The organism is Bartonella pachyuromydis (assembly GCF_039543065.1).
In the GTDB taxonomy this organism is placed as follows: Bacteria; Pseudomonadota; Alphaproteobacteria; order Rhizobiales; family Rhizobiaceae; genus Bartonella; species Bartonella pachyuromydis.
Genome location: NZ_BAABJA010000004.1, coordinates 21,542 through 44,516 on the forward strand (window position 1 = coordinate 21,542; position 22,975 = coordinate 44,516).

The 22,975-nt window shown below is 38.3% G+C and carries 21 protein-coding genes; 9 read left to right on the plus strand and 12 right to left on the minus strand.

Features of this window, described 5'->3' with window-relative positions; translation table 11 throughout:
• Positions 1-280 precede the first annotated feature (280 nt).
• A complete protein-coding gene (locus ABD917_RS04025; protein ID WP_345118821.1) occupies positions 281-754 on the minus strand; it encodes a tRNA (cytidine(34)-2'-O)-methyltransferase in 474 nt (157 codons plus the stop codon).
• An 827-nt stretch (positions 755-1,581) separates the two neighbouring features.
• On the opposite strand from ABD917_RS04025, the gene petA reads away from it, so the two are divergent.
• The 4 genes from petA (at position 1,582) to ABD917_RS04045 (ending at position 4,809) form a co-directional block, all read left to right on the plus strand.
• Positions 1,582-2,130 carry a ubiquinol-cytochrome c reductase iron-sulfur subunit gene (petA, locus tag ABD917_RS04030; RefSeq protein WP_345118822.1) on the plus strand — a complete coding sequence of 183 codons (549 nt, stop codon included), beginning with the start codon at positions 1,582-1,584 and terminating at the stop codon, positions 2,128-2,130.
• 4 nt (positions 2,131-2,134) lie between these two features.
• Positions 2,135-3,391 (plus strand): cytochrome b, encoded by a 1,257-nt coding sequence (locus ABD917_RS04035; RefSeq protein WP_345118823.1) that lies wholly within the window; start codon positions 2,135-2,137, stop codon positions 3,389-3,391.
• Entirely contained in the window at positions 3,385-4,260 is an 876-nt protein-coding gene (locus ABD917_RS04040; protein ID WP_345118824.1) for a cytochrome c1, read from the plus strand. The genes ABD917_RS04035 and ABD917_RS04040 overlap by 7 nt, the downstream gene beginning before the upstream one ends.
• 108 nt (positions 4,261-4,368) lie before the next feature.
• Positions 4,369-4,809 carry a PRC-barrel domain-containing protein gene (locus ABD917_RS04045; protein WP_345118825.1) on the plus strand — a complete coding sequence of 147 codons (441 nt, stop codon included), beginning with the start codon at positions 4,369-4,371 and terminating at the stop codon, positions 4,807-4,809.
• 414 nt (positions 4,810-5,223) lie between these two features.
• Here the strand turns inward: ABD917_RS04045 and ychF are convergent, their stop codons facing one another.
• Positions 5,224-6,327: a redox-regulated ATPase YchF gene (ychF, locus tag ABD917_RS04050; RefSeq protein WP_345118826.1), complete on the minus strand. Its 1,104-nt coding sequence runs from the start codon at positions 6,325-6,327 to the stop codon at positions 5,224-5,226.
• A gap of 260 nt (positions 6,328-6,587) precedes the next feature.
• Here ychF and ABD917_RS04055 point away from each other — a divergent pair, with 260 nt between their 5' ends.
• The gene (locus tag ABD917_RS04055; RefSeq protein ID WP_345118827.1) at positions 6,588-7,328 is read left to right on the plus strand and encodes a L,D-transpeptidase; all 741 of its coding nucleotides are present in this window, start codon (positions 6,588-6,590) and stop codon (positions 7,326-7,328) included.
• 260 nt (positions 7,329-7,588) lie between these two features.
• Here the strand turns inward: ABD917_RS04055 and pth are convergent, their stop codons facing one another.
• On the minus strand, positions 7,589-8,170 hold the full coding sequence (gene pth / locus ABD917_RS04060; protein WP_345118828.1) for an aminoacyl-tRNA hydrolase: 582 nt from the start codon (positions 8,168-8,170) through the stop codon (positions 7,589-7,591).
• A gap of 78 nt (positions 8,171-8,248) precedes the next feature.
• Entirely contained in the window at positions 8,249-8,872 is a 624-nt protein-coding gene (locus ABD917_RS04065) for a 50S ribosomal protein L25/general stress protein Ctc (protein WP_345118830.1), read from the minus strand.
• A gap of 282 nt (positions 8,873-9,154) precedes the next feature.
• Here ABD917_RS04065 and ABD917_RS04070 point away from each other — a divergent pair, with 282 nt between their 5' ends.
• Positions 9,155-10,654 (plus strand): helicase HerA domain-containing protein, encoded by a 1,500-nt coding sequence (locus ABD917_RS04070; protein WP_345118831.1) that lies wholly within the window; start codon positions 9,155-9,157, stop codon positions 10,652-10,654.
• On the opposite strand, the gene ABD917_RS04075 is transcribed toward ABD917_RS04070, so the two are convergent.
• The 4 genes from ABD917_RS04075 to lgt form a co-directional block, all read right to left on the minus strand.
• Positions 10,651-11,583 (minus strand): ribose-phosphate pyrophosphokinase, encoded by a 933-nt coding sequence (locus tag ABD917_RS04075; RefSeq protein ID WP_345118832.1) that lies wholly within the window; start codon positions 11,581-11,583, stop codon positions 10,651-10,653. The genes ABD917_RS04070 and ABD917_RS04075 overlap by 4 nt on opposite strands.
• Positions 11,584-12,054: 471 nt before the next feature.
• Positions 12,055-12,840, minus strand: a complete 786-nt coding sequence (gene pgeF, locus ABD917_RS04080) for a peptidoglycan editing factor PgeF (protein WP_345118833.1) — start codon at positions 12,838-12,840, stop codon at positions 12,055-12,057.
• Between the two features lie 79 nt (positions 12,841-12,919).
• A complete protein-coding gene (locus ABD917_RS04085) occupies positions 12,920-13,999 on the minus strand; it encodes a class I SAM-dependent methyltransferase (RefSeq protein ID WP_345118834.1) in 1,080 nt (359 codons plus the stop codon).
• Positions 13,974-14,852, minus strand: a complete 879-nt coding sequence (gene lgt / locus ABD917_RS04090) for a prolipoprotein diacylglyceryl transferase (protein ID WP_345118835.1) — start codon at positions 14,850-14,852, stop codon at positions 13,974-13,976. Before lgt ends, ABD917_RS04085 begins: the two co-directional genes overlap by 26 nt.
• 272 nt (positions 14,853-15,124) lie before the next feature.
• On the opposite strand from lgt, the gene ABD917_RS04095 reads away from it, so the two are divergent.
• On the plus strand, positions 15,125-15,382 hold the full coding sequence (locus tag ABD917_RS04095; protein WP_345118836.1) for an accessory factor UbiK family protein: 258 nt from the start codon (positions 15,125-15,127) through the stop codon (positions 15,380-15,382).
• Between the two features lie 378 nt (positions 15,383-15,760).
• Positions 15,761-16,261, plus strand: a complete 501-nt coding sequence (locus tag ABD917_RS04100; protein WP_345118838.1) for a type III secretion system chaperone family protein — start codon at positions 15,761-15,763, stop codon at positions 16,259-16,261.
• Positions 16,262-16,313: 52 nt separating this feature from the next.
• Here the strand turns inward: ABD917_RS04100 and ABD917_RS04105 are convergent, their stop codons facing one another.
• Together ABD917_RS04105 and ABD917_RS04110 are read right to left on the minus strand one after the other, a co-directional pair.
• Complete coding sequence (locus ABD917_RS04105) at positions 16,314-17,654, minus strand: ATP-binding protein (RefSeq protein WP_345118839.1); 1,341 nt, start codon at positions 17,652-17,654, stop codon at positions 16,314-16,316.
• A 1-nt stretch (position 17,655) separates the two neighbouring features.
• Positions 17,656-18,366, minus strand: coding sequence for a response regulator (locus ABD917_RS04110; protein ID WP_345118840.1), 711 nt, complete (start codon positions 18,364-18,366; stop codon positions 17,656-17,658).
• A gap of 143 nt (positions 18,367-18,509) precedes the next feature.
• Between ABD917_RS04110 and ABD917_RS04115 the strand changes: the two genes are divergently transcribed.
• Complete coding sequence (locus tag ABD917_RS04115) at positions 18,510-19,160, plus strand: MBL fold metallo-hydrolase (RefSeq protein ID WP_345118841.1); 651 nt, start codon at positions 18,510-18,512, stop codon at positions 19,158-19,160.
• Between the two features lie 65 nt (positions 19,161-19,225).
• On the opposite strand, the gene ABD917_RS04120 is transcribed toward ABD917_RS04115, so the two are convergent.
• Positions 19,226-19,933, minus strand: a complete 708-nt coding sequence (locus tag ABD917_RS04120; protein WP_345118842.1) for a BA14K family protein — start codon at positions 19,931-19,933, stop codon at positions 19,226-19,228.
• 738 nt (positions 19,934-20,671) lie between these two features.
• On the minus strand, positions 20,672-22,969 hold the full coding sequence (gene uvrB, locus ABD917_RS04125) for an excinuclease ABC subunit UvrB (RefSeq protein WP_345118843.1): 2,298 nt from the start codon (positions 22,967-22,969) through the stop codon (positions 20,672-20,674).
• Positions 22,970-22,975 lie beyond the last annotated feature (6 nt).

Genomic DNA, 22,975 nt, shown 5'->3' on the forward strand with positions numbered 1-22,975 from the left:
TAGATTGACGCTGATAAAAAGCTTTGTTCTTTAGAAGGAGGAGATCGAAAGGGCTCTTTTATCGTTTGGCTCAATCAATATGATTTTTTCCCAATGATTTCTAAAGGTTATTTTTAGCTTATTCTACAAACATATTGAAAAATATGCAGTTTTAATGGTATTATGAGCTTCTGGAGAGATGTGGCACTTCCACTTTTTTGATAGTCGTTGATATTGTATAGGTCATTAGCATTTTTATCAATATATTGAATCCCTTACGGAAACTTCTGTGTTTTCTTTATCAAGTTTCTCTCTTTTCATGATAACCAATTTGGCGAAGTGCTTCTCCTGTTGCAATGGCCACACTCATTGCGAGATTTAAAGAGCGTGCGTGTGGTTTCATGGGAATTTTCAATGCATAATCAGCAGCTTCATGAACATAATCAGGGACACCTGCCGATTCACGACCAAAAAGTAAAACATCATTTTCTTGATAGCTTATCTGCGTATAGCATGTTTCTGCTTTTGTGCTCAAAAGCAAAAGCCGCCGCTTAAAGTGTCTCATGGTGTTTATAAAATTCTGCCAATCAATATGTCGCTCTAGCGAGGCATATTCGAGATAATCTAATCCCGCACGCTTAAGATTGCGATCGGATAAGTTAAAGCCGGCTGGCTCAATAATATGAATATGTAAGCCAAAACAGGCGCCAAGACGCAAAATTGTTCCAGTATTACCGGCAATATCAGGTTGAAAAAGCGCAATATGAAGTGTCATGTTTTACGTAGTAGAATTTTTCCTTCGCGTTTGTAAAGACGCTCTATAGCTTATGCAATAGATCTCATTGAGAAGCATGTGTTATTTTCGGGATTTTGGGGAGGATATATCCAAGTTTATGATAAAATGAGTAGAGAATGAATTATGAAGAGGTGAGCATAGTTCAAAGAGTTTTAAGACAAATATTGGTTCTTATAAGAGTAGATTTTATTGAAAGAATGTTTAGAACTGTTGTATTTGTGTAGTTCTGTTGTTGAAATATTTATCAAAGTAACATGTCTGATTGTGTCGATTATCAAACATGCATCGCTTTTTACACAATATATAATCTTCATGTTTTTGATGAGGGAAATCACTGATTAAATGCGAAATTCAGTTTTCTTTATAAAGCTTTGTTTGAGAAGAGCTTTGTATGAATTGTTTCTTAATGGAAAAGATTTTTGTGTTGAATGCATTGGTAAGACACTGCAATGTTGGAGTGTTGCTTGAATTCAATAGATTAGAGGCTTTTCAATAAGTGATAATGCGAGGGAAGATACTATATTTGGTTTATGCTATCTTCTTTTTAAGTTGCATTAAAGGAGTAAATTTGAGAATGTAAATAGTAGGAAATAAAAAATATTGAAGAAAGCAGGTCGTGGGGAGAAGTTCTGATTTGTTGTCATCGAGCTTAGTGAAAAAAGAGAAGAAAACGGCAAATTATATAAATGATAAGAAGTCTTTTCTGAGATATTTTTATGGTTTAAAGAACTGATTGACGGGGGATTGTGTTATAAGGGAGAGAATGGTAGAGAAACTATTTTAGGGAGTACGCTTTAGTTAAGATAATGAGTGAGAAGACGAGGCGGGATTTTCTGTTTTTGCTAACAGGTGTTACAGGAGCCGTTGGGATAGGTGCTGCGATGTGGCCTTTTATCCGTCAGTTGCGTCCAGATGAAGCTGTTTTAGCGTCTTCTTCTGTTGAGGTTGACCTTTCTAGCATTGAAGAGGGCATGTCGGTGACGGTTAAATGGCGTGGACAGCCTGTTGTTATTCGTAACCGCACTGCAAAAGAAATTGCTGAGGCACGCGCTACTAAATTGATTCTTCTCAGAGATCGTCAGGCACGCAATCCTAATCTTAAAGGTGAAGAAGAAGCAACAGATTTAGCCCGTTCAGCAGGCGAAGGACGTGAGAATTGGCTTATTCTTATTAATCTTTGTACGCATCTAGGCTGTGTAACACTTGGCCAATCGGGACGATTTGGTGGGTGGTTGTGTCCATGTCATGGGTCGGTTTATGATACAGCTGGAAGAGTGCGTTCAGGTCCTGCTAACTATAATCTTGCTATCCCTCCTTATCGATTTCTTTCTGATACTTTACTGAAAATAGGATAAAGTGATGGCACGATTCCCTCCTTATATTCCTAAGACTGCTCTTGCCCGTTGGTTTGACAAGCGTTTACCTCTCCCTCGTTTTTTTTACAATGCATTTGTTATTTTTCCTGTACCGCGTAATCTCAATTATTTTTATACATTTGGTGGTATTTTGACCGTTATGCTTTTATCACAGCTTTTGACGGGTCTTGTATTGTCTATGCATTATGTGCCGGATGTTCATTTGGCTTTTGAAACAGGTGAACGCTTTAGGCGTGAAGGGCAGTTTGGTTGGCTCTTTCGTCCATGGCATTGTGTCGGATCATCGTTCTTTTTTATTGCTGTTTATATCCATTTAGCGCGGGGACTTTATTATGGTTCTTATAAAAATATGCGCGAAATGGTTTGGGTTACCGGCATGTTTATCTATATCACTATGATGGCAATAGCATTTTTTGGTTACGTGCTGGTTTGGGGGATGATGTCTGTTTCTGCTGCTTCAGTGGTTGCTGGCTTTTTAAAAGCTATTCCTTTGGTGGGGACATGGTTGCATGAAACATTGCTTGGTGGTTATAGTGTGGGACAGGAGGCATTGAACCGTTTTTATGTACTTCATTATCTTTTGTCATTTGTTTTGCTTTTTCTGGTAGGGCTTCATATTTTTGCAATTCACCAAGTTGGACAGGGTAATCCAACTGGTCTTGAGGTACAATCGAAAGAGGAAACTGTTCCTTTTGCACCTTATGCGCTTATCAAAGATATTTTTGCCATTACTGTTTTTCTGATCTTTTTTGCTTGGTTTTTGTTTTATATGCCTGATTACATGGGACAGGCTGAAAATTATGATGTTGCTGACCCTTTAAAGGCACCTCTTCGTGTGGTGCCGGAGTGGTATTTTTTGCCTTTTTATGCCATACTGCGTGCCATAACTTTTAATATTGGCGTTCTTTCATCAACTTTTTTGGGGATTATCCTCTTCGCAGGTTCGGTTTTCGTTTTGATTCTTGTTCCATGGTTAGATCGCTCTAAAATATGTTCTGCAAGGTATCGGCCTATTTACAAAATTTTCTTTTGGGTATTCATTGCTGATGTTGTCTTTCTTGGCTATCTAGGTTCAAGAGAAATTAGTGACAGTGTCCTTTTATGGACGCAATTGGCGACCGCTTATTATTTTATATTCTTTCTGATTATTTTGCCGATCCTCCCTCTTTTTGAAAAGAATTGTTCTCTCCCTTCTTCCGTTACTGAAGATATGAAACAGAAGAAAAATAAACTATGGTGAATGTTTTTATCAGATTGATTGTTATCGCTATGATATGCTTTTCTTCTCATAGTGTGGCTGGCAATGTTTCAGATGGGGAGGAGAAATTTATTTCTTTCCCGTTACATGTTCCTAAAAGACAAGAATGGAGCTTTTCAGGACCATTTGGCGTTTATGATAAAGCACAGTTGCGGCGTGGATTAAAGGTTTATAAACAGGTTTGTGCCAGTTGCCACGGGTTAAAATATGTAGCTTTTCGCGATTTAAAGGCTCTTGGCTATGATCAAGAGCAGATTAAAGCTTTTGCGAGGCAATATCAGATAATCGATGGTCCTAACCGAGAAGGGAAGTTTTTTAAACGCCTTGGGGGTGCAACTGACTATTTTCCTTCTCCTTTTGCTCATGAAGAAGAAGCAAAAGTCATTCTTAATGGTGTTTATCCTCCGGATTTATCATTGATGGCACGTGCGCGCGCCATATCTTTGCCGTTTTCTGCTTTGATTACTGATATGTTAACGCATTATAATACCGCTGGTTCGGATTATATTACAGCTCTTTTAACAGGATATCAGGAGGCACCAGAAAATACAGAAATCGCTGATGGTTCTTGGTATAATCCTTATTTTATTGCTGGTAATTCTATAGCTATGGCACCTCCATTGAGTGATGGTGTTGTTTCTTATGAAGATGGAACTCCAGAAACTGTTGAACATTATGCACGTGATGTTTCTGCTTTTTTGATGTGGGCTGCTGATCCTCATATGGAAATTCGTAAAAAAACCGGTTTTCGTGTTATCTTATTTTTAATCATTTTTGGGGGGCTTGTTTATATTTTAAAAACTCATATCTGGCGTGATTTAGAAGAAAAACTAGAGAAAAAGAAAGACTGAAAAGAAGAAATATCAGGATTATTGGTCTTAAAATAGTACAAAGAGTGTATGGAACAATTCTTGTTATGATGCATTGACGCTTTATAAAGTAAAAACGGAGATGTTAAAATGAGAAAAATTGCCTATACTGCTCTTATATCTGCTTTAATGGTTTCTAGTACTTACGCGCAGACTTTTGAAGTTCCTTATAAAGATGAAGTGATTTCTTCAACTGGTGTTGTACAGGTGGGGTCAGATATGTCTGCGCGTTATGTTACACCTTTAGCAACGGATTTCGTTGCTTCGAGTCTTATTGGTGCAGATGTATACAATATAGAAAATGAAAATATTGGTGAAGTAAAAGATATTATTTTGCGTGAAAATAACATTGCAGGGTTTGTTATTACCGTTGGTGGTTTCCTTGGTATAGGAGAGAGTTATGTGGTTGTTTCTCCAGAAACAATCCAGATGACAAATGATTATGGTAAGTGGAAACTTATTACCAATGCGACAAAGGATTCTTTAAAGGAAGCTCCAACATTTAAATATGAAGGACGTTGGGCGCGCTAATTTCATATTTCCATTCTCTATGGTTAGAACAGTTGCTATCATAACATATGATGGCGCTGTTTTTTTACAAAGCGTTTGAGAGGGAAAAATTTTATGCAAAAAGTTGTGCAGTTTCTTAAAGACATCAAAGGTAAATTGAGATGAAATCTGAATGGTTGTGATGAGGGAGGAAACAAATATTTTAATTTGTTTGAGAGGAAAATACCTTGCATATTTAGAGCAGCTAGAAAATAGCTCAAAGCGAATTCTTCTTATATTATAGAAATATGATAGAAGAGGGAAATGAAAATCTTATCTCTCTGTTTATTTGCGCATAGATTACCTTTAAAAAGATTCATAAAATAACGTGTTATTGATAATAAAAGGTCTTTTTAGTTCTTTAGTAGATGTAACATATTGAGATAAAACGGATATTTAAGTATTATGTTTAAACAACATAACATCGCCATCTTGTACGATGTATTCTTTACCTTCATCGCGGGCTTTGCCTGCTTCTTTTGCGCCGTTTTCTCCTCCTAAAGCAATATAATCCTCGTAGCTGATGGTCTGAGCGCGGATAAAGCCACGTTCAAAATCTGAATGGATAATGCCTGCTGCTTGAGGGGCTTTCGTGCCACGTGTAATTGTCCATGCTCGTGTTTCTTTAGGTCCGCAGGTGAAATAAGTAATGAGGTCCAGCAAAGAGTAGCCGGCGCGAATGAGGCGATTTAGGCTTGGTTCAAAGAGCTCTAAAGCATTAAGATATTCTGAAGCCTCTGCATCATTGAGTTGGGTAATTTCAGCTTCAATGGACGCAGAAATGATAATGCTTTGAGCGCTTTGCTCTGCTGCCATTTTTTCAACCATTTGGGTAAAGCTATTTCCATGAGCGGCATCATTTTCGCTTACATTGCACACATAAAGTACGGGTTTAGAGGTAAGAAGATTTAAACTGTCAAGGATGCGGCGCTCCTCGGAAGATATATCTTGGCGTAATAATCGAACAGGATTTCCTTTTTGGAGTAAGTTTAATGCTGCTTCCATAATGGGAAGAGTCGTGAGAGCTTCTTTATCTTTTCCAGTTGCACGTTTGCGAATTTGTATGATGCGCCTCTCAAGACTTTCAAGATCTGCGAGCATAAGCTCTGTTTCAACAGTTGTGGCATCAGAAAGAGGATCAATGCGTCCTTCTACATGGGTAATATCTTCATCTTGGAAACAGCGTAAAACGTGAATAATAGCATCAACTTCACGGATATTGGCTAAAAACTTATTGCCTAAACCTTCTCCTTTTGAAGCGCCACGTACAAGCCCAGCAATATCAACAAAACTGATGCGTGTGGGAATGATTTCTTTTGAGCCAGCAATGGCAGCAATTTTTTCCATACGCAAATCTGGAACTGCAACTTCACCGGTATTGGGTTCGATGGTACAAAAAGGATAATTGGCAGCTTGTGCTGTAGCCGTTTTGGTTAGTGCATTAAAAAGAGTGGATTTTCCAACATTAGGCAATCCCACAATACCGCATTTAAAACCCATGAGTTTTCTTCTTTTCTGTTGATTTTATGGTTAGGATAATATTCTTTTGGGTTTTTTATAGCATATTTTGAAAAGAGTTATAGTCTCTTGTTGCTGTAGGTAAGGAAAAAGTCTATGTTAAAAAATAATTTGTCTTTTTTTATCACATTTAACAGTTTTCTATCTTAATGATAAGAGAATTTCAAATTAACGTTAATAATGTGCTAAGTTTTTCATAGTATGCAAGTCTGCATAAAAAATTAATTGGAGAAAATAGAAGAGTGTTGTCTCGTCGTGCCTTTTTAATTGCAGCACCTTTGGCTTTGGTTGGATGTGCTACGCGTCACTCAAATGTGTCGTTGGATTCTTCTCAACAAGTTCGGCACATTCCAGCAGAAATGCAGGCCTTGTATGGTCCTGTAATAAATGAACCTTACTTGTTGCCTGCTATTGATCTTGCTACAATTGATCCCAAATTTTGGCGTCAAAGGGTTATTTATTATACTTCTTATCTCCCTGGAACACTGGTTGTCGATACGCAGGAGCGTTTTCTTTACCTTATTGGTGAAAATGGCAGCGCTTTGCGTTATGGTATTGGGGTTGGGAAGGAAGGCTTAGCATTTGAAGGTGAAGGGGTTATACAGCGCAAACGTCGCTGGCCGAATTGGACTCCTACAGTGGCAATGATGAATAGAGAACCAGAACGTTATGGTCATTTGGGGAAAGGCATGCCACCAGGACCTGATAATCCATTGGGAGCACGAGCACTCTATCTTTTCAAAAATGGGCAAGATACATTGTTCCGTATTCATGGTTCCCACGAATCGTGGTCTATTGGCCATGCTATTTCAAGTGGATGTATTCGTTTGCTTAATCAGGATATTATTGACCTTTATGATCGTGTTCCTATCGGTTCTCGTGTGGTGGTGTTACAAAACAATGAGAGACCAAAAGTTTACAGCCAACAATCCACTGCTTCTAATCCACTAGAGTCAACCATTAATCCGAGTGATTTTTTTTAAATTTAAAGAATACTAGTCATTTCAATTAATATATGGTTTGTGATATTTATGAGGGTAATTTTATAATTTAAAGTTAATAATCAAGAGTGTATGCTCACTATAGTTTGCTTTAAACATAAGTAGATTTTTGAGGGGGTATTTCATGCGTTTCATTTGATGTGTTGTGCTCATTGTCTGTTCCTTTTCCTTTTGAAAAAGCGAGTGTATGTAAGAATGACACAAAGCGGTGTTGATTTATTGTGTTTTAGAGAAAAGCGCCATTACCACAGGCTTTTATTTCTCATCGTTTGTGAGATTTCATTCATAAAGAGAGACCTGTCCTCTTTTATAAGGAAAGAAATGTTCTTTGCAAGTGCCTCTAAAAGAGGAACTAACCATTTTTGGTCAGATTTTGTGAAATCTCCTAGAACATACTGATGAACAAGTTCTTTAGAATTGGGGCGTCCAATTCCTAAGCGGATACGATAATAGTCAATACCGCAATGCGCATCAATAGATTTTATGCCGTTATGTCCATTGTTTCCTCCACCAATTTTTACACGTATTTCTCCTGGTAATAAATCTAACTCATCATAAATGATAATCAGATTTTTCAAATCAAGTTTATAAAACCGCAAAGCTTCACCAATTGCTTGGCCGGAAAGATTCATGAAAGTTTGAGGTTTTAGAAGAAAAGTCTTTTCACCATTTATGAGACCATTGGCGATTTCAGCTTGAAATTTTTTTGACCATGGAGAAAAAGGTAAGGACTGGTAAATCGCATCAATAGCCATGAAACCAATATTATGGCGGTTATTTCGGTATTGTAAACCAGGATTTCCAAGACCAGCAATAAGCCACATGCGCGCCTACAGTTAAAGTGTGAGAGGTTAATCAATGTTACATAAGTTAAGGCGGGAACTTTTCCCGCCTTGTGAAATTTATGCGTTTTCTTCGTTTCCATTTTCTTGTTCGGAACTTCCATCACCGACATTCATGCCAGCAGGAGCTGCAATGGTTGCAATAGTGAAGTCTCGATCTTGGATAACTGGGGTAACACCTTTTGGTAGTTGCACCGCTGAAATATGGATAGAGTCACCAATAGAATAGCTGGAAAGGTCTATCTCAATTGCTTCGGGGATAGCATTTGCTGGAGCAGTACATTCAATTTCGTGTCGAACAATATTGAGAACGCCTCCTCTTTTAAGACCAGGAGCTGTGTCTTCATTGAGGAAGTGTACAGGAATATTAACTTCCACAACGGATTTTGCTGAAATACGGAGAAAATCCACATGGAGGGGAAAGTCACGCACAGGGTCCAATTGGTAATCTTTGGGGAGAACCGTAATTTTTTCTTTGCCAATTGCAATCGTTGCAATGGTAGTACGAAAACCACCAGCGTGAATTTTATAAAAAATTTCTTTATAGGGAACGTAGATTGCCAAAGGTGGTTGTTTTTCACCATAAATGACAGCAGGAATGAGACCGTTACGGCGAAGTTCACGGGAGGACCCCTTACCAACCCGCTCGCGTATTTCGGCCTTAAGAGTATAGCTTTTGCTCATAATTTAAGTCCTTTTACATGATTGGAGATCCATCAAAAACCAACAACAGTTTTCGTATGAATATGAAGATATGCACTAGTTAACAGCGATTGCTCCATTCTGCGTTGCCTCCAAGGGTGTCTACGCAGAGGCTCTTTCTATAATTCAAACTCTGCGTAGATGCAAGAGTTGTGGGAAAAATCGATGATTTCTACCGTTAGAAAAAAGGAAATGTTACAAGCATGGTTTATTGGGCTCATGAATATGAGCTGGTAATATTCAAAAGCAAATACTGGAGATGTTATGAAAGTTGAAATCGCCTTGGGTGAGACGGCAGAATGTAATGCTTTGCGTAAATCTGTACCTGCATGTATTGATTTGGAAGAATTATTGGCGACACGTCTTTTGGTACAAGGTAATTCTGGTTCAGGGAAATCACATCTTTTGCGACGTCTTCTTGAACAAAGTGCTGCATGGGTACAACATTGTGTGATTGATCCAGAGGGTGATTTTGTCACTTTGGCAGATAAATTTGGTCATGTTATTGTTGAAGCATGGCGCAATGAGCTAGAATTAACGCGTATTGCTCATCGTATTCGCCAACATCGGGTTTCGGTTGTGTTTAATCTTGAAGGTTTGGATACAGAACAGCAGATGCGCGCTGTGGGTGCTTTTCTTGGGGCATTGTTTGATGTGGAACGTGATTATTGGTATCCCATGCTTGTTGTTGTTGATGAAGCACAATTATTTGCTCCAGCGGCGGCCGGAGAGGTTTCTGATGAAGCGCGTAAAATTTCATTGAGTGCTATGACTAATCTTATGTGTCGAGGGCGCAAACGGGGGCTTGCTGGTGTCATTGCAACACAGCGTTTGGCTAAGCTTGCTAAAAATGTTGCTGCTGAGGCATCAAATTTTTTAATGGGGCGAACTTTTTTAGATATTGATATGGTGCGTGCGGCTGATCTTTTGGGAATGGAACGTCGTCAAGCAGAAATGTTTAGAGATCTCGAGCGAGGGCATTTTATAGCTTTAGGACCTGCTTTATCAAGGCGTTCTTTGCGGATTATCATTGGACCTGTTGAAACATTGGCACGTTCTTCTAGTCCTAAATTAATGCCTCTTCCAACAGAGCGAATGGATGCAAAAGAACTTGTTTTTACTGCTGTACCAGAGGAAATTTTAATTCCCTTTAAACAATCACGAGAGCCAGTGCGAGAAAAATCAATTCATGAAATGTTAGAAGAGGCTGTGCATAAAAAACAAGAGTTGTTGGAAGAAAAACCCAGCTTATTTCCTGAACTTTCTGTTGTGGAGAGAGAGAGACAAGTAGAAGGTGTTATTCGGGAAATCCTTGATGATCCTGAGGCGTTTTATCGTTCTACAGCGCTACTTTATCAAGATTTCTTAGTTCGTTGTCGTATTCATGGTCTTTCAGGAGATCCTTTAAACCTTTCACAATTTCGACGCAAATTGGCTGTTGCTCAAGCTTGTGTCGACGAACAAACTGCTGTGAGTGAAAACTGGAAGCGCCTTTTACAACTATCAGAAAGTTTGGAAGATGATGTTCAAGGTGTTTTTTTGCATGTGGCACAGGCTGCTTTGAGTGGAAAACCCTGTCCATCAGATGCATTTTTAGCACGTCTTTATGGAACCCATTCTTTAAGCCGTGCACGCCGACTCTTAAGCTACTTTGAAGAGCGCGGTTTTATTATTATTCATACACATTTAAATGGTCAACGCATTATAGCTTTTCCTGACCTTGGTGTGGAAACTGCACCAGGAGATCCCAAGCAACCCATTTAGCTAAATAGGCTCGAGACAGATTGTTCTGCTGCTGTTCTTGCGATTGCTTCGCCAATCAGGTCTGCAATTGGTAAAACACGAATATTATGCGCTTTCTCAATCGCTTCTGTTGGCATAATGGAATCCGTAATAACCAGTTCTTTCATCTCTGAGTTGGTAATACGCTCAATAGCATTTCCAGAAAGAACACCGTGTGTGATATAAGAGGTGACACTACTCGCACCGTGTTTAAGGAGAGCACTTGCTGCATTACATAGGGTTCCACCGGAATCAACAATATCATCGAGCAAAAGACAATCTTTTCCCGAGACATCTCCAATGATATTCATAACCTCTGATTCACCAGGACGTTCGCGACGTTTATCAACGATGGCCAGCAAACTGTTTAAGCGTTTGGCAAGTGAACGTGCGCGTACTACTCCCCCGACATCCGGTGAAACAACAATAACATTTTCAAGAGAATAATGCATTTTGACATCTCGAGAAATAACTGGAACAGCATAGAGATTATCCGTTGGAATATCAAAAAAACCTTGAATTTGTCCAGCATGAAGATCCAATGTTAAAACGCGATGGGCTCCTGCTTCAGTAATTAGGTTGGCAACAAGTTTTGCAGAAATCGGGGTGCGTGGTCCAGGTTTACGATCTTGGCGCGCATAACCAAAATAGGGGATGACAGCGGTGATACGACGCGCCGAAGAACGGCGAAGCGCATCAATCATGATGAGTAATTCCATCAAATGATCGTTTGCTGGATAGGATGTGGATTGTAAAACAAATACATCCTGCCCACGTACATTTTCATGTAATTCTACAAAGATTTCTTGATCAGCAAAGCGTTTCACGGTTGCTTTACCTAAGGGAATATTTAAATAATTTGCAACATCTTCAGCAAGACGTGGATTGGAATTGCCGCAGAAAAGCTTCATAGTAAAACCTCTGAGTCGTCAAGGTAGAGTATGATAGTTTTTTTAACTTCTTATTATCAGATTGCAAGGAAACAATTATAAAAGCGTTACAATTTTATTTCTTATTGTTAAAGAGCTCTGTGTCTTGTTTTTTCTTTTTCCAAAGTTTTATTGCTTTTAGAACAAAGTTTTTTGGTCATAGAGTAAAAAATATATTGATGGGAATTTTTTGCTCTTACTTTTATAAAATAATATGCGTATTGTTTTCTGTATGAAAGGAATGAAGCTGAGTTCGAGTTAAAAGAGCTTATCTTGAGTTTCTTTATGAAGTAAATTGGATAAAGAAGAAATGTTAAACGCTCTACATTTTGTACGCGAAAAAAGCTTTTTTGATAAAAAGCACAGTATTGGAGAGTGTTTCTTGTTTCATTGAAAGAAAAGAATTTATTTTGCAGTTTCGCTATTCTCTTCAAAGTGAAAAAGTCTCACTTTTTATTTATTGAGCATAATAGCAGAAAATTGTCGTCCATTATCAGGTTCATTTCGGAGTGTTGCACGACGATAGGAAAAAAAGCGCTGTTCATCTTGGTAAGTGCAAAGCTCTACACAGGAAGCGTTAACACCTGCTTCTTTGAGTTGATTGATAATGAATGTCCATAGATTAAAATAAAAGTGATTGACTTTATCTGTTTTTACAAAATATTTTTGAAAATTACTATGGTAGTCAATAAATTGATGATAAAATTCCTCTGTTACTTCGTAGTGGTAAGGACCAATACAAGGTCCAAGAGCTGCTGTTATCGATGATCTTTTAGCTCCTTGTTTTTCCATAACGGTAATCGTTTTTTCTACAATTCCCTTTAAGCTTCCTCGCCAGCCTGCATGAGTTGCAGCGATAACACCAGCTTGTGGATCAGCTAATAAAATTGGTCCACAATCTGCTGTAAGAATGCCGATGACGAGGCCTGATGTGGTGCTAACAATGGCATCTGCTTTGGGAGCTTCATCAATAAACACTTGATTCACTACAACAACATCACAAGAGTGTATTTGATTGACAGTAACTAAATTTTCTATCTCAACACCAAAGTAATCAGCGATTAAAATACGATTTTGTGCGGTATGTGCAGATTGATCATTTGAGCTTTCTTCAACATTAAGGTTTTGAGAAGGACTTTTAAAAATACCGCATTGGCGTGTGAAAAAACCATGTTTTATCCCGTTTATGTGTAAAGCAGAAAGTTCTTTTGCAAGGATGGGATGAGCGAGAGGATACATAAAGCTTTTTATAGAAAATGGTTGTTTTCAAAATGAGAATAGTGAGTGAAATGTGCGTATTTGTCAATATTTTTGATTATCAAAATCTGGGAGGTATCGGTATATTTTTGTCACTTATATGTAAAACTTTAAACAATCTTCCCATTTGATCTGGACCCGCTAATCGCTCGACATCTTGGCGAATTTTATCTTGCAGTGTCGTACTTTTGTCTATTCCAAGTTGTCTTGCCCGTTCTAGCAGTCCCATTTTTAAAAGAAAGTCTCCTTGCTCGAGGATCTCAGCAAAACAACCTTGTTCAAGGGCTATTTTTTTTAAAAAGAAAAAGCCAACATGGGATGTTAAGTCATGTTCACCTGGGGCATCAAAAATATCACGGAATTCATGTTTTGAGAGTGCTTGTAGTGTATCGCCAAAGGCGAGATCTCGAGCACCATAATCGATGAGCAGCGCAGAACCTTGTACTCGTAATAAATGCTTGCTGATTTGTTGCATCAATTGATGCCGTGAGGGAGCATGTTCAAAAATTGTGCCATCAGGCATTTCAGAACAATAAGATTGTAAGCAAGAAGTGGGAAGTTCATATGGGGTGGCAATAAAGACGAAATCTCCATCTTGGTTTACTGTAATGTGGCGTTCTTTCCATGCTCCATTGATTTTAATATATTGATTGATGGGGAGTGTATCTAAAAACTCATTAGCAATTAAAAAAAGTGGTTTTGAGGGGATTTGATCAAAGCTTTTAATATTCTGGATTTGTTTTTGATAAGGTGCAAGACATTTCTGTTGTTCCTTTGCAAGTTTTTTACTCACTTCAATAAGAAAAATTTCAGCAGCGTTAAATGCGGTTGAAGATAATTTTTGTATGGTACGCAAAATGTCATTCATTAAAGTTCCACGTCCTGGACCTATTTCAGCAAGAATAAAGGGGTAAGGACAACCATACATTTTCCAGTTTGCAAGAAGCCAAATACCAATCATTTCTCCAAATAACTGGCTTATTTCAGGGGCTGTCGTGAAATCACCAGCGCGCCCAAAGGGTGTTTGTGTTTGATAATAGCCAAATTGGGGATCTGCAAGTGCTAGTGTCATATATTGACTGACAGGGATTGGGCCATTTAGCGCGATGATTTTCTTAATTTTTTCTTTCAGGGTGGCCATGTTCTACAGATTTATCTTTGAAAGCTTGAAAAAGGAGATACCCCCCTAAAAGGAGCATCGGAAGAGACAAGGCCATTCCGTAGGTGAAGCCAGTAGAATGAAAGAGGGTGGAAAACCATTCTGGATCTTCTTGGGAAGCACGGTAAACTTCTGAAATACTGCGTGCTATTGCATAACCTATAATAAATATTCCTGACACAGTACCGGAGCGTTTTAATGCTTTGAAAGCAAAAATAACAATGGATAGGACGACAAAGAGAAGGAATCCTTCCATGAAGGCTTCGTAAAGTTGGCTTGGATGGCGTGGTAAATAGTACGGATCTAGGGGAAAACAAACAGCCCAAGGACTTGTGGTGACATTGCCCCATAATTCTTGGTTAATAAAATTGCATATCCGTACAATACCAATACCAATAGGGGCACCGGCAGCAATGATATCAAACATTGCGCGTATCTTGATGTTATTTTTATGGGCAAACCAAATCATTGCAATGATGATGCCAATGAGCCCGCCATGAAAGGACATCCCTCCATCCCACACTGCGATGATAGCACTTGGGTGGCTAAAATAATAAACGGGATCCCATACAAGTACTTGTCCTAAACGTCCACCAACAACAACACTGATAGCAGACCAAACAACAAAATCTCCTATCTTTTCCTTACTCATAGGAGGATGATTAGCATACCATAGAGATTGTTTTTCTAATAACTTTTGCCCATACCACCAAGCAAAAAGAATGCCCATTACGTAACCAAGTCCATACCAATGGAGAGATAAGGGACCTAAACGGACAATTACCGGATTGAGAAAATCTGGAAAAGCAATGGCAGGACAAGAAATATTGTTCATGAGTTAAGCATTTTCTTTGAGGTTACATTATAGTCAGGAATGACAGATGAATGTATAATGGTCAAGCGGGGAGAGTGGTAGGTTTCCACTGCTTTCTCATGCTAAAATTTTATGTTGGTAAAAAGAGTGTAAAAGACTTAAAAAAATCTACATGGAAAAATCTGTAGGATAGGATAAAATCTATAGGGTAAAAGGAACAAATACAGTATCTAAATGTTATGAAAATACGCTATAATGCGTGTGTCAATAATTAAAATTTAAGGAAAAACATTATGCGTAATGGATCAAACCGTATTCTTGATGAATTAGCAAAATTAGCAACAGATGCTGCTGAAATTGCACAAGGTATACGACGTGAAGCTGGAACAGCTTTTCGTTTGCAAGCTGAAAAAATAGCAAATAAACTTGATCTTGTTTCACGCGAAGAATTTGAAGCTTTTAAGGAAATGGTGCTAAAAGCGAACGCTGACAATGTGGATGTAAAAAAACGCCTTGAGGAGTTGGAAGAAACGCAGACAGAAAAGAAGTAAAATAATTTCTATAAAAAGTTTTAGAAAAAATATCCCCAGTTTTTCAATGGGATGCTTGAAATTAAAAAATGCTTAATCTTGAGTCTGTTAGCGGAAAATGTCCATTTAGTTTTGATTTATTTTCTGTAAATAAAAATATTTTTTTTGATAAGGGACTGGCGCTGTAGAATTGTATCAATACACTGAAAAAGTCTGATGATTCGTTCTATGGTTATCAAGTTAGTTGGGGAAGCGTGATTGTGTTGCGGGTGCTTGTGTACTGTCAATTTTTTTAATGTGTATTTGTTTGGTGTAAAGGCTTTGGTTGTAACAAAATGTTGTTACAGTTGGGGTGGTTTGTGTTCTGTTGACAATGTTTTAATATGATTGAGGATTATAATGAGGCTTGCATTTTGCGCCACAGAAAGAGAAGAGCATCCTGTTGACTTTATTGAACAGATTGCTTGTAAATATAATTGGTCGTTTGAGCGGGATGCACAAGATGAAATTCGTGTTTGTGTAGAAGGGAAACGGGCAAATTATCGCCTTGCTTTTTCATGGATGGAAGAGCAGGAGGCGCTTCATTTGGCTTGTGCATTTGATCTTTCTATTGAAAATGCTCAAACGGCAGAAATACACCGCTTATTGCTAGCAATTAATGAAAAATTGCTGCTGGGACATTTTGATTATTGGCGAAGCAATAATTCGGTTATTTATCGACAAGGGCTTTTATTGGCAGGAGGGGTTCATCCATCTCATATACAAGTTGAAACATTGTTGATACACGCACTAAAGGTTTGTGAAAGCCATTATGTAGCATTTCAGATGGTCGCTTGGCGTGGAGAAAGTGCTTACAAGGCGCTGCAATATACTTTGTTTGAAACTGTAGGAAATGCTTAAATCTCTACAATTTATTGTTAAGCATTTAAAAAAAACGATTTGTGAAGTTTTTTCATAGGGGGATATCAATAATAGCACGCAAGCCCCCGAGAGGGCTATCGTCTAGTTGAATGTTGCCTCCATGGCTACGGGCTATATCTTGGGCAATAGAAAGGCCAAGTCCTGTTCCGCTTGCATCTTGGTTTCGTGCTTTGTCGACTCTAAAGAACGGCTTAAAGACTTCTGTACGCATATTTTTATGAATGCCAGGTCCATCATCATCAATCATTAATATAAAGGATTCTTGGTGAGATATGGCTGTTATTTTGATGGTATTGGCGTAATAAAATGCGTTTGATATAAGGTTACTCACGAGGCGTGTGAAAGCACGGGGGCGTACTTGTATTTGTGTAGGACCTTCAATGGTGTAGGAAAATTGACGTTTGTGAAGATGTGCATCGGTGGAAAATTTTTGCATGAGGGTGTTTAAATTAAAAGTTTTAACGCTTTCATTTTTTTCACCACGGGCAAAAGCAAGATAATCTTCTAACATATTTTGCATGTCGCTTACATCTTGCTCAAGAGGTTTAATATCGAAGTCTGTATTTGCTAAGGCAAGCTGAAGTTTAAAACGTGTGAGAATTGTTCTTAAATCATGGCTTACACCTGAGAGCATCATAGTACGTTGTTCAATTTGGCGTTCAATACGTTCACGCATGCGTAAAAAAGCAATGCCAGCACGACGGACTTCATCAGCTCCTTGTGGTTGAAATCCTTCTGGTAAAGGGCGACCGCGTCCAAAACTTTCTGCTGCCTCAGCTAATTGTTGAATTGGTTTGATTTGATTGCGCAGAAAGTAGATCGCTATCAGCAATAAGAAAAGAGCTGTTCCTACCATCCAGCTTAAAAAAATAGCAGTATTGGAAGCATAGGTTTGGCTACGTGGTGCAAACACGCGTAAAATACCATGACCAAGGTGAATGCGGATTTCAACAAGATCAGAATCGCCTACTGTATCAATCCAGAAAGGACGATTAATTTGACGAGTGATTTCTTCACTGAGAAAATAATCAAGAATTGCAAAAAATGGTTTAGGTCCTGGTGGAGGAAGAGAGGCAGGAGGGAGGATCGCCATGTTTAATCCCATACGTTGTTGTGCAATACGCTTGATCTCTTCGTAGTTATCTTGTTGCGGATATGTTTCAATAATATCAATAATAGCTGAAATATCATGGACGACAGCGGTGGAAAGACGTTCGGTTACCATTTGCCAATGGCGTTCCATAAAAACATAAGCAATCACTGTTTGCAGGAGGACCATAGGGGCAATAATGATGATCAAAGAGCGTGCATAAAGCCGTTTAGGCATCTTCTTTGTTAACCAGCGAACAAATTTTTTTGCAGGTTTAATCATATTATGCTTGTTCAATTGAAAGTTTATAACCTATTCCCCGTACGGTTTGGAGCCATATTGGCAGTGCTGGATTTTCTTCGATTTTACGGCGAAGGCGGTTAATTTGTACATCAATTGCACGTTCGCCAATATTTTTATCATCCATTGCAAATTTATAACGTGGAATGATATCTCCTGCATTTTCAGCAAAAATAACCATCATTTTTTGTTCATTGTCTGTCAATTTAATAATTTCTCCTCCTTTCTTGAGTTCGCGCCGTGCAATGGAAAAAATGTATGGTCCAAAAACAATCTGTTCGATTTTAGGCTGCTTTAGTGGAAAACCACGTCGTAAAATGGCGTGAATGCGAAGGAGAAGCTCACGAGGGTCAAATGGTTTAGCAAGATAGTCATCTGCACCTGCTTCTAAGCCATGGATGCGATTATCTGTCTCTGACAAAGCCGTGAGCATGAGGATAGGAACGTCTCTTGTTTGACGAAGTGCGTATGTGAAATCAATACCGTTTTGTCTAGGCATCATGACGTCAACTATAAGAAGATCAAAATCTAAACTTGCAAGCTGCCGTTTAGCTTCATCAGCATGAGCCGAAACTGAAACACGAAATCCATTTTTAATGAGAAATTGCAATAAAAGATTGCGAATGCGCGTATCGTCATCTATCACAAGAAGGTGAGGTGCATCATCACACAAAACTTGAAAGTGATCGGTCATTTTTCAAAACCTTGACAAAATTGCGTTTTTACAGAATTCAAGTTTACATAAGTTGCATAAAGCTGTCGAGCAAGCTATTTTACTCTATAAAGAAGAAAATGCTCTTTCAGAAGCTTAGAAAAATTTACTTTAAAAAGAATATCATGAGCAATTTTAGTACACATATTATTCCAGTTACACCTTTTCAACAAAATTGCACTTTGCTTTTTGATAATGAACAAAAAGTGGGGGTTTTAGTGGATCCTGGTGGGGATTGGCCTCAAATTCAAAAAGTGATCCAAAAGATGGGCGTTACTGTTGAAGCTATTTGGATAACACACGGTCATTTTGATCATGTGGGAGCGGCAATGCAAGCAAAAGAAGCTCTTGGTGTTAAAATTATCGGTTCACATTATGGTGATAAGCCTGTGATGGATGCTGCATGTGAAAGCGCAAAAAATTATGGTATTACTGATGCACGCAGTTGTATTCCTGATCAATGGCTGGAAGATGGCGATAGTCTTGATTTTGCTGGACATGTGTTCAATGTTTTTCACACACCTGGCCATTCACCTGGCCATGTCATTTATTTCAATGAAAAACAACGTTTTGCTTTATTGGGTGATGTGCTTTTTCGTGGTTCTATTGGACGCACGGATTTTCCCTTCTGTTCTCATGATGCGTTGATGAAATCACTTCGAGAAAAAGTTTTGCCACTAGGTGACGATGTTCGTTTCATCTGTGGTCATGGACCAAGAAGCCACTTAGGCTATGAGCGCCAGTGGAATCCTTTTCTTCAAGAGTTTAATGTATAACCAAAAAAACACTCTCAAGTGTTTTTTTGGTTTTTAAAATTTCTTTAAGTAGCTTATCAAAGAAGTTAATTTACTGGAGCATAGCAAATGTATTCTCGTCCGTCAGAACCCCGAAAAGTCCCTGTTTTTGGATTGAACGAACGGTATTTTTTCTTGCAATATTGAAGCCAATCATGAACCTGTGATTGTTGGAGGGGGGGATATGTTGTTATTGACTGAACTTCATAAATAACCTGACTTGTTGGAGTTTGTTGATAGATGGCTTGAGGAACCTTTTGATAAATGATTTGTGTTTGTGGCTGTTCTGGTTTTTTGAAAACATTATTAAGAATTACCCCTGCAGCAAGACCAAGAAGGCCTGCTGCTATAGCCTCTCCTGAGTTGTTACGAGATTCATAATGTTTATGGGTATGATGATGATGGGTTGTCGTATTGCGTTCACTATAATGATATGTCCTACGTTCAACATTACGGTGATGATATTCGCCTCCCGTATAGGCTATACGATGGAGGTTCTTGCGAGGAGGAGTAGGAAAAGAATTAGAAGAAAAACGGCTATTAATATCTTTCTTCATACGTTTCATATGATCATCTATTTCCTTTTCTATACCCTTCATATGATCATCTATTTCTTTTTCTATACTTTTCATTGTCTTCGTGATAGTATCTTCTCTATAACCCCATGCGCTGCTCGCAAGTGTTGTGCTTAGTGGCATGAAAGCAGTTACATTCGATATTGCGGATAATACCGCTAATTTGATTATTTTTTTCATAGCGATGCTCCTTATTATGTAAATTCGCATTTTTTCATAATTCTACACGTATCAAACTGAACACAAACTGAACGACTTTTGATTTGTTTTGATAATAACGAATAAAAAACTATTTTATTAAGTATCAACACAAAATCATGACAAAAGTTTGGTTTAAAGAAATAGACTCTGTTTATTTTAATTTATAAAATTGTATTGATCGTTATTAGAATTGATTTTGTTAATAAGATTTTATGTAAAATAATATTTTTATTTTTCTTTTAATTTATAAGATTTTAAAATTGAATAACAATAGCGTGAATTAAAGAGGTATAACTCTTGCTATCATGAGGTTATATTATTATAAGAGTATCTCATTTACTTACATTCGTCATAAGAATATTCTCTGGTTTGATGGCTTTGTAAGAGGCTGATTATAAAAAACTACCTTTATGCTCTGTCTCACAGTATATGGGGCATATGAAAAAGATGTTTTTGATTTGGTTTTTACGACTTTAAAGTTTAGAAATATTTTTAGGTAGGTTTATGATTTTCTGATGAAAAGATCATTATAAGAAATGTTTTCTTATATCATCTCTTTGTTATGTTACCTTTTTGCTTAATTGAAGCTGCATTGATATTTAGGCTATTCATTTTATGGGATGGTGCTGTTTCTTGATTATGTTATTAAGATTTTAGAGGAAAGAGATTGATTTTAAACAGGTTTATAGTCTTAGCTTATTGATTAGGAACAATGTCTTATTTTCTTGTTGTTTTGTTAAGAGTATTTTTGTGAGATTTTCTCTTTGCTTTGCGATTTTCCAAAATGCCAGTGTCTATTGTTGGCCCCATGTGATCAAGATCTGGCTTTGTGAAAAAATTTGATTGTATCATGAGTTCATGGATGGATTGTTCACTATGATGTGTTAAAGGATCAGCTGCGATTGCGAGTTCTATTTTCTGTAGTTGTTTGATTTCATCACGAAGTCGTGCTGCTTCTTCAAAGTTCAGATCAGCGGCTGCTTTACGCATTGATTTTTCGAGATATTGAATATGGGTTGTTAAATTATTTCCAACCATATGGTTTTGTCTGATAAAATCAGGAAGTTTTGTAGAAGTATGGTGGTCTTCTCCTCCTGAATTGAGAATATCGTCGATATTTTTTTTGATACTGGTGGGGGTGATATGATGTTCTTCATTATAGGCTATCTGTTTTTTTCGACGTCGTTGTGTTTCTTGTAATGCCCTTTCGATAGAGCCAGTAATGGTATCAGCATAAAGAATAACGCGTCCATCTACGTTGCGTGCAGCGCGTCCGATTGTTTGCACAAGTGAGGTTTCAGAGCGTAAAAAACCTTCTTTGTCGGCATCTAGAATGGCAACAAAACCGCATTCTGGAATATCTAGTCCTTCTCGAAGCAGGTTGATGCCGATGAGAACATCAAAAGTCCCAAGCCTGAGATCGCGAAGAATTTCAATACGTTCTAATGTATCAATGTCAGAATGCATATAGCGTACCCGAATAGCTTGTTCGTGGAGATATTCTGTCAAATCTTCAGCCATACGTTTAGTTAGTACAGTGACTAAAGTGCGGTAGCCTTTTTGAATTGTTTTACGAATTTCATTGACAACATCATCGACTTGGTTAGAGGCAGGGCGTACCTCTGTTGGTGGATCAACAAGTCCTGTGGGGCGAATAATTTGTTCAGCAAAAATGCCGTGAGATTGTTCCATTTCCCAGCGTCCAGGTGTTGCGGAGACAGCAATGGTTTGTGGACGCATGGCATCCCATTCTTCAAAGCGCAAAGGACGATTGTCCATACAGGAGGGGAGACGGAATCCATATTCTGCTAGGGTTGCTTTCCTACGAAAGTCACCTCGGTACATGCCACCAATTTGAGGAATCGTGACATGGCTTTCATCAATAAAAACAAGAGCGTTGTTTGGAATATATTCGAACAAGGTTGGTGGCGGTTCTCCAGGTTGTCGTCCTGTTAAATAGCGTGAATAATTTTCAATTCCGGCGCATGAGCCGGTTGTTTCTAACATTTCTAGATCAAACATTGTACGCTGTTCTAAACGTTGCGCTTCTAAAAGGCGTCCTGCTTCGTTTAATTCATCTAGACGTTGAACCAGTTCCATTTTGATGGCTTTCATTGCTTGATTTAATGTTGGCCGCGGTATGACGTAGTGTGAGTTGGCATAAATTTTAATGGATTGGAGTTCAGCTGTTTTTTTTCCTGTGAGAGGATCAAATTCAGTAATTGTTTCTACTTCTTCACCAAAGAGCGAAAGTCGCCAAGCACGATCCTCAAGATGGGCAGGAAAAATTTCAATTGTATCTCCTCGGACACGAAAAGAACCACGAATGAAGTTTATGTCTTGTCGGTAATATTGTTGAGAAACTAAATCAGCTAGGAGTTTTCGCTGATTGAGCTTATCTCCTTTTTGTATTTGTAAAGTCATGGCTGTATAAGTTTCTACCGAGCCAATCCCATAGATACAGGACACAGATGCCACAATAATGACGTCATCACGCTCTAAGACAGCGCGTGTTGCTGCATGGCGCATACGGTCTATTTGTTCATTAGTAGAGGATTCTTTTTCAATATAAGTATCAGAGCGCGCTACATAGGCTTCAGGTTGATAATAGTCGTAATAAGATACAAAATATTCAACAGCATTGTGAGGAAAAAAACTTTTAAATTCTCCGTAAAGTTGTGCCGCTAGAGTTTTATTTGGTGCTAAAATGAGAGCCGGACGTTGGGTTTTTTCAATGATTTTTGCCATTGTATAGGTTTTTCCTGATCCAGTAACACCTAAGAGAACTTGTGTACGCTCATCCTTTTTAATGCCCTCAACCAGAGTTTTAATAGCTTGAGGTTGGTCGCCTGCTGCTTCAAAGGATGTTTCAAGTTGAAATGGAATACCACCTTCAGATTTTTCAGGACGTACAGGGCGGTGAGGTGTCCATAATGCACCATTCTTAAAAAGAGGATTTCCTGAAGCAATCAGAGCAGAAAGAGCTTCCACTGTTGCTGTGACACCATTTTTCATTGTTGA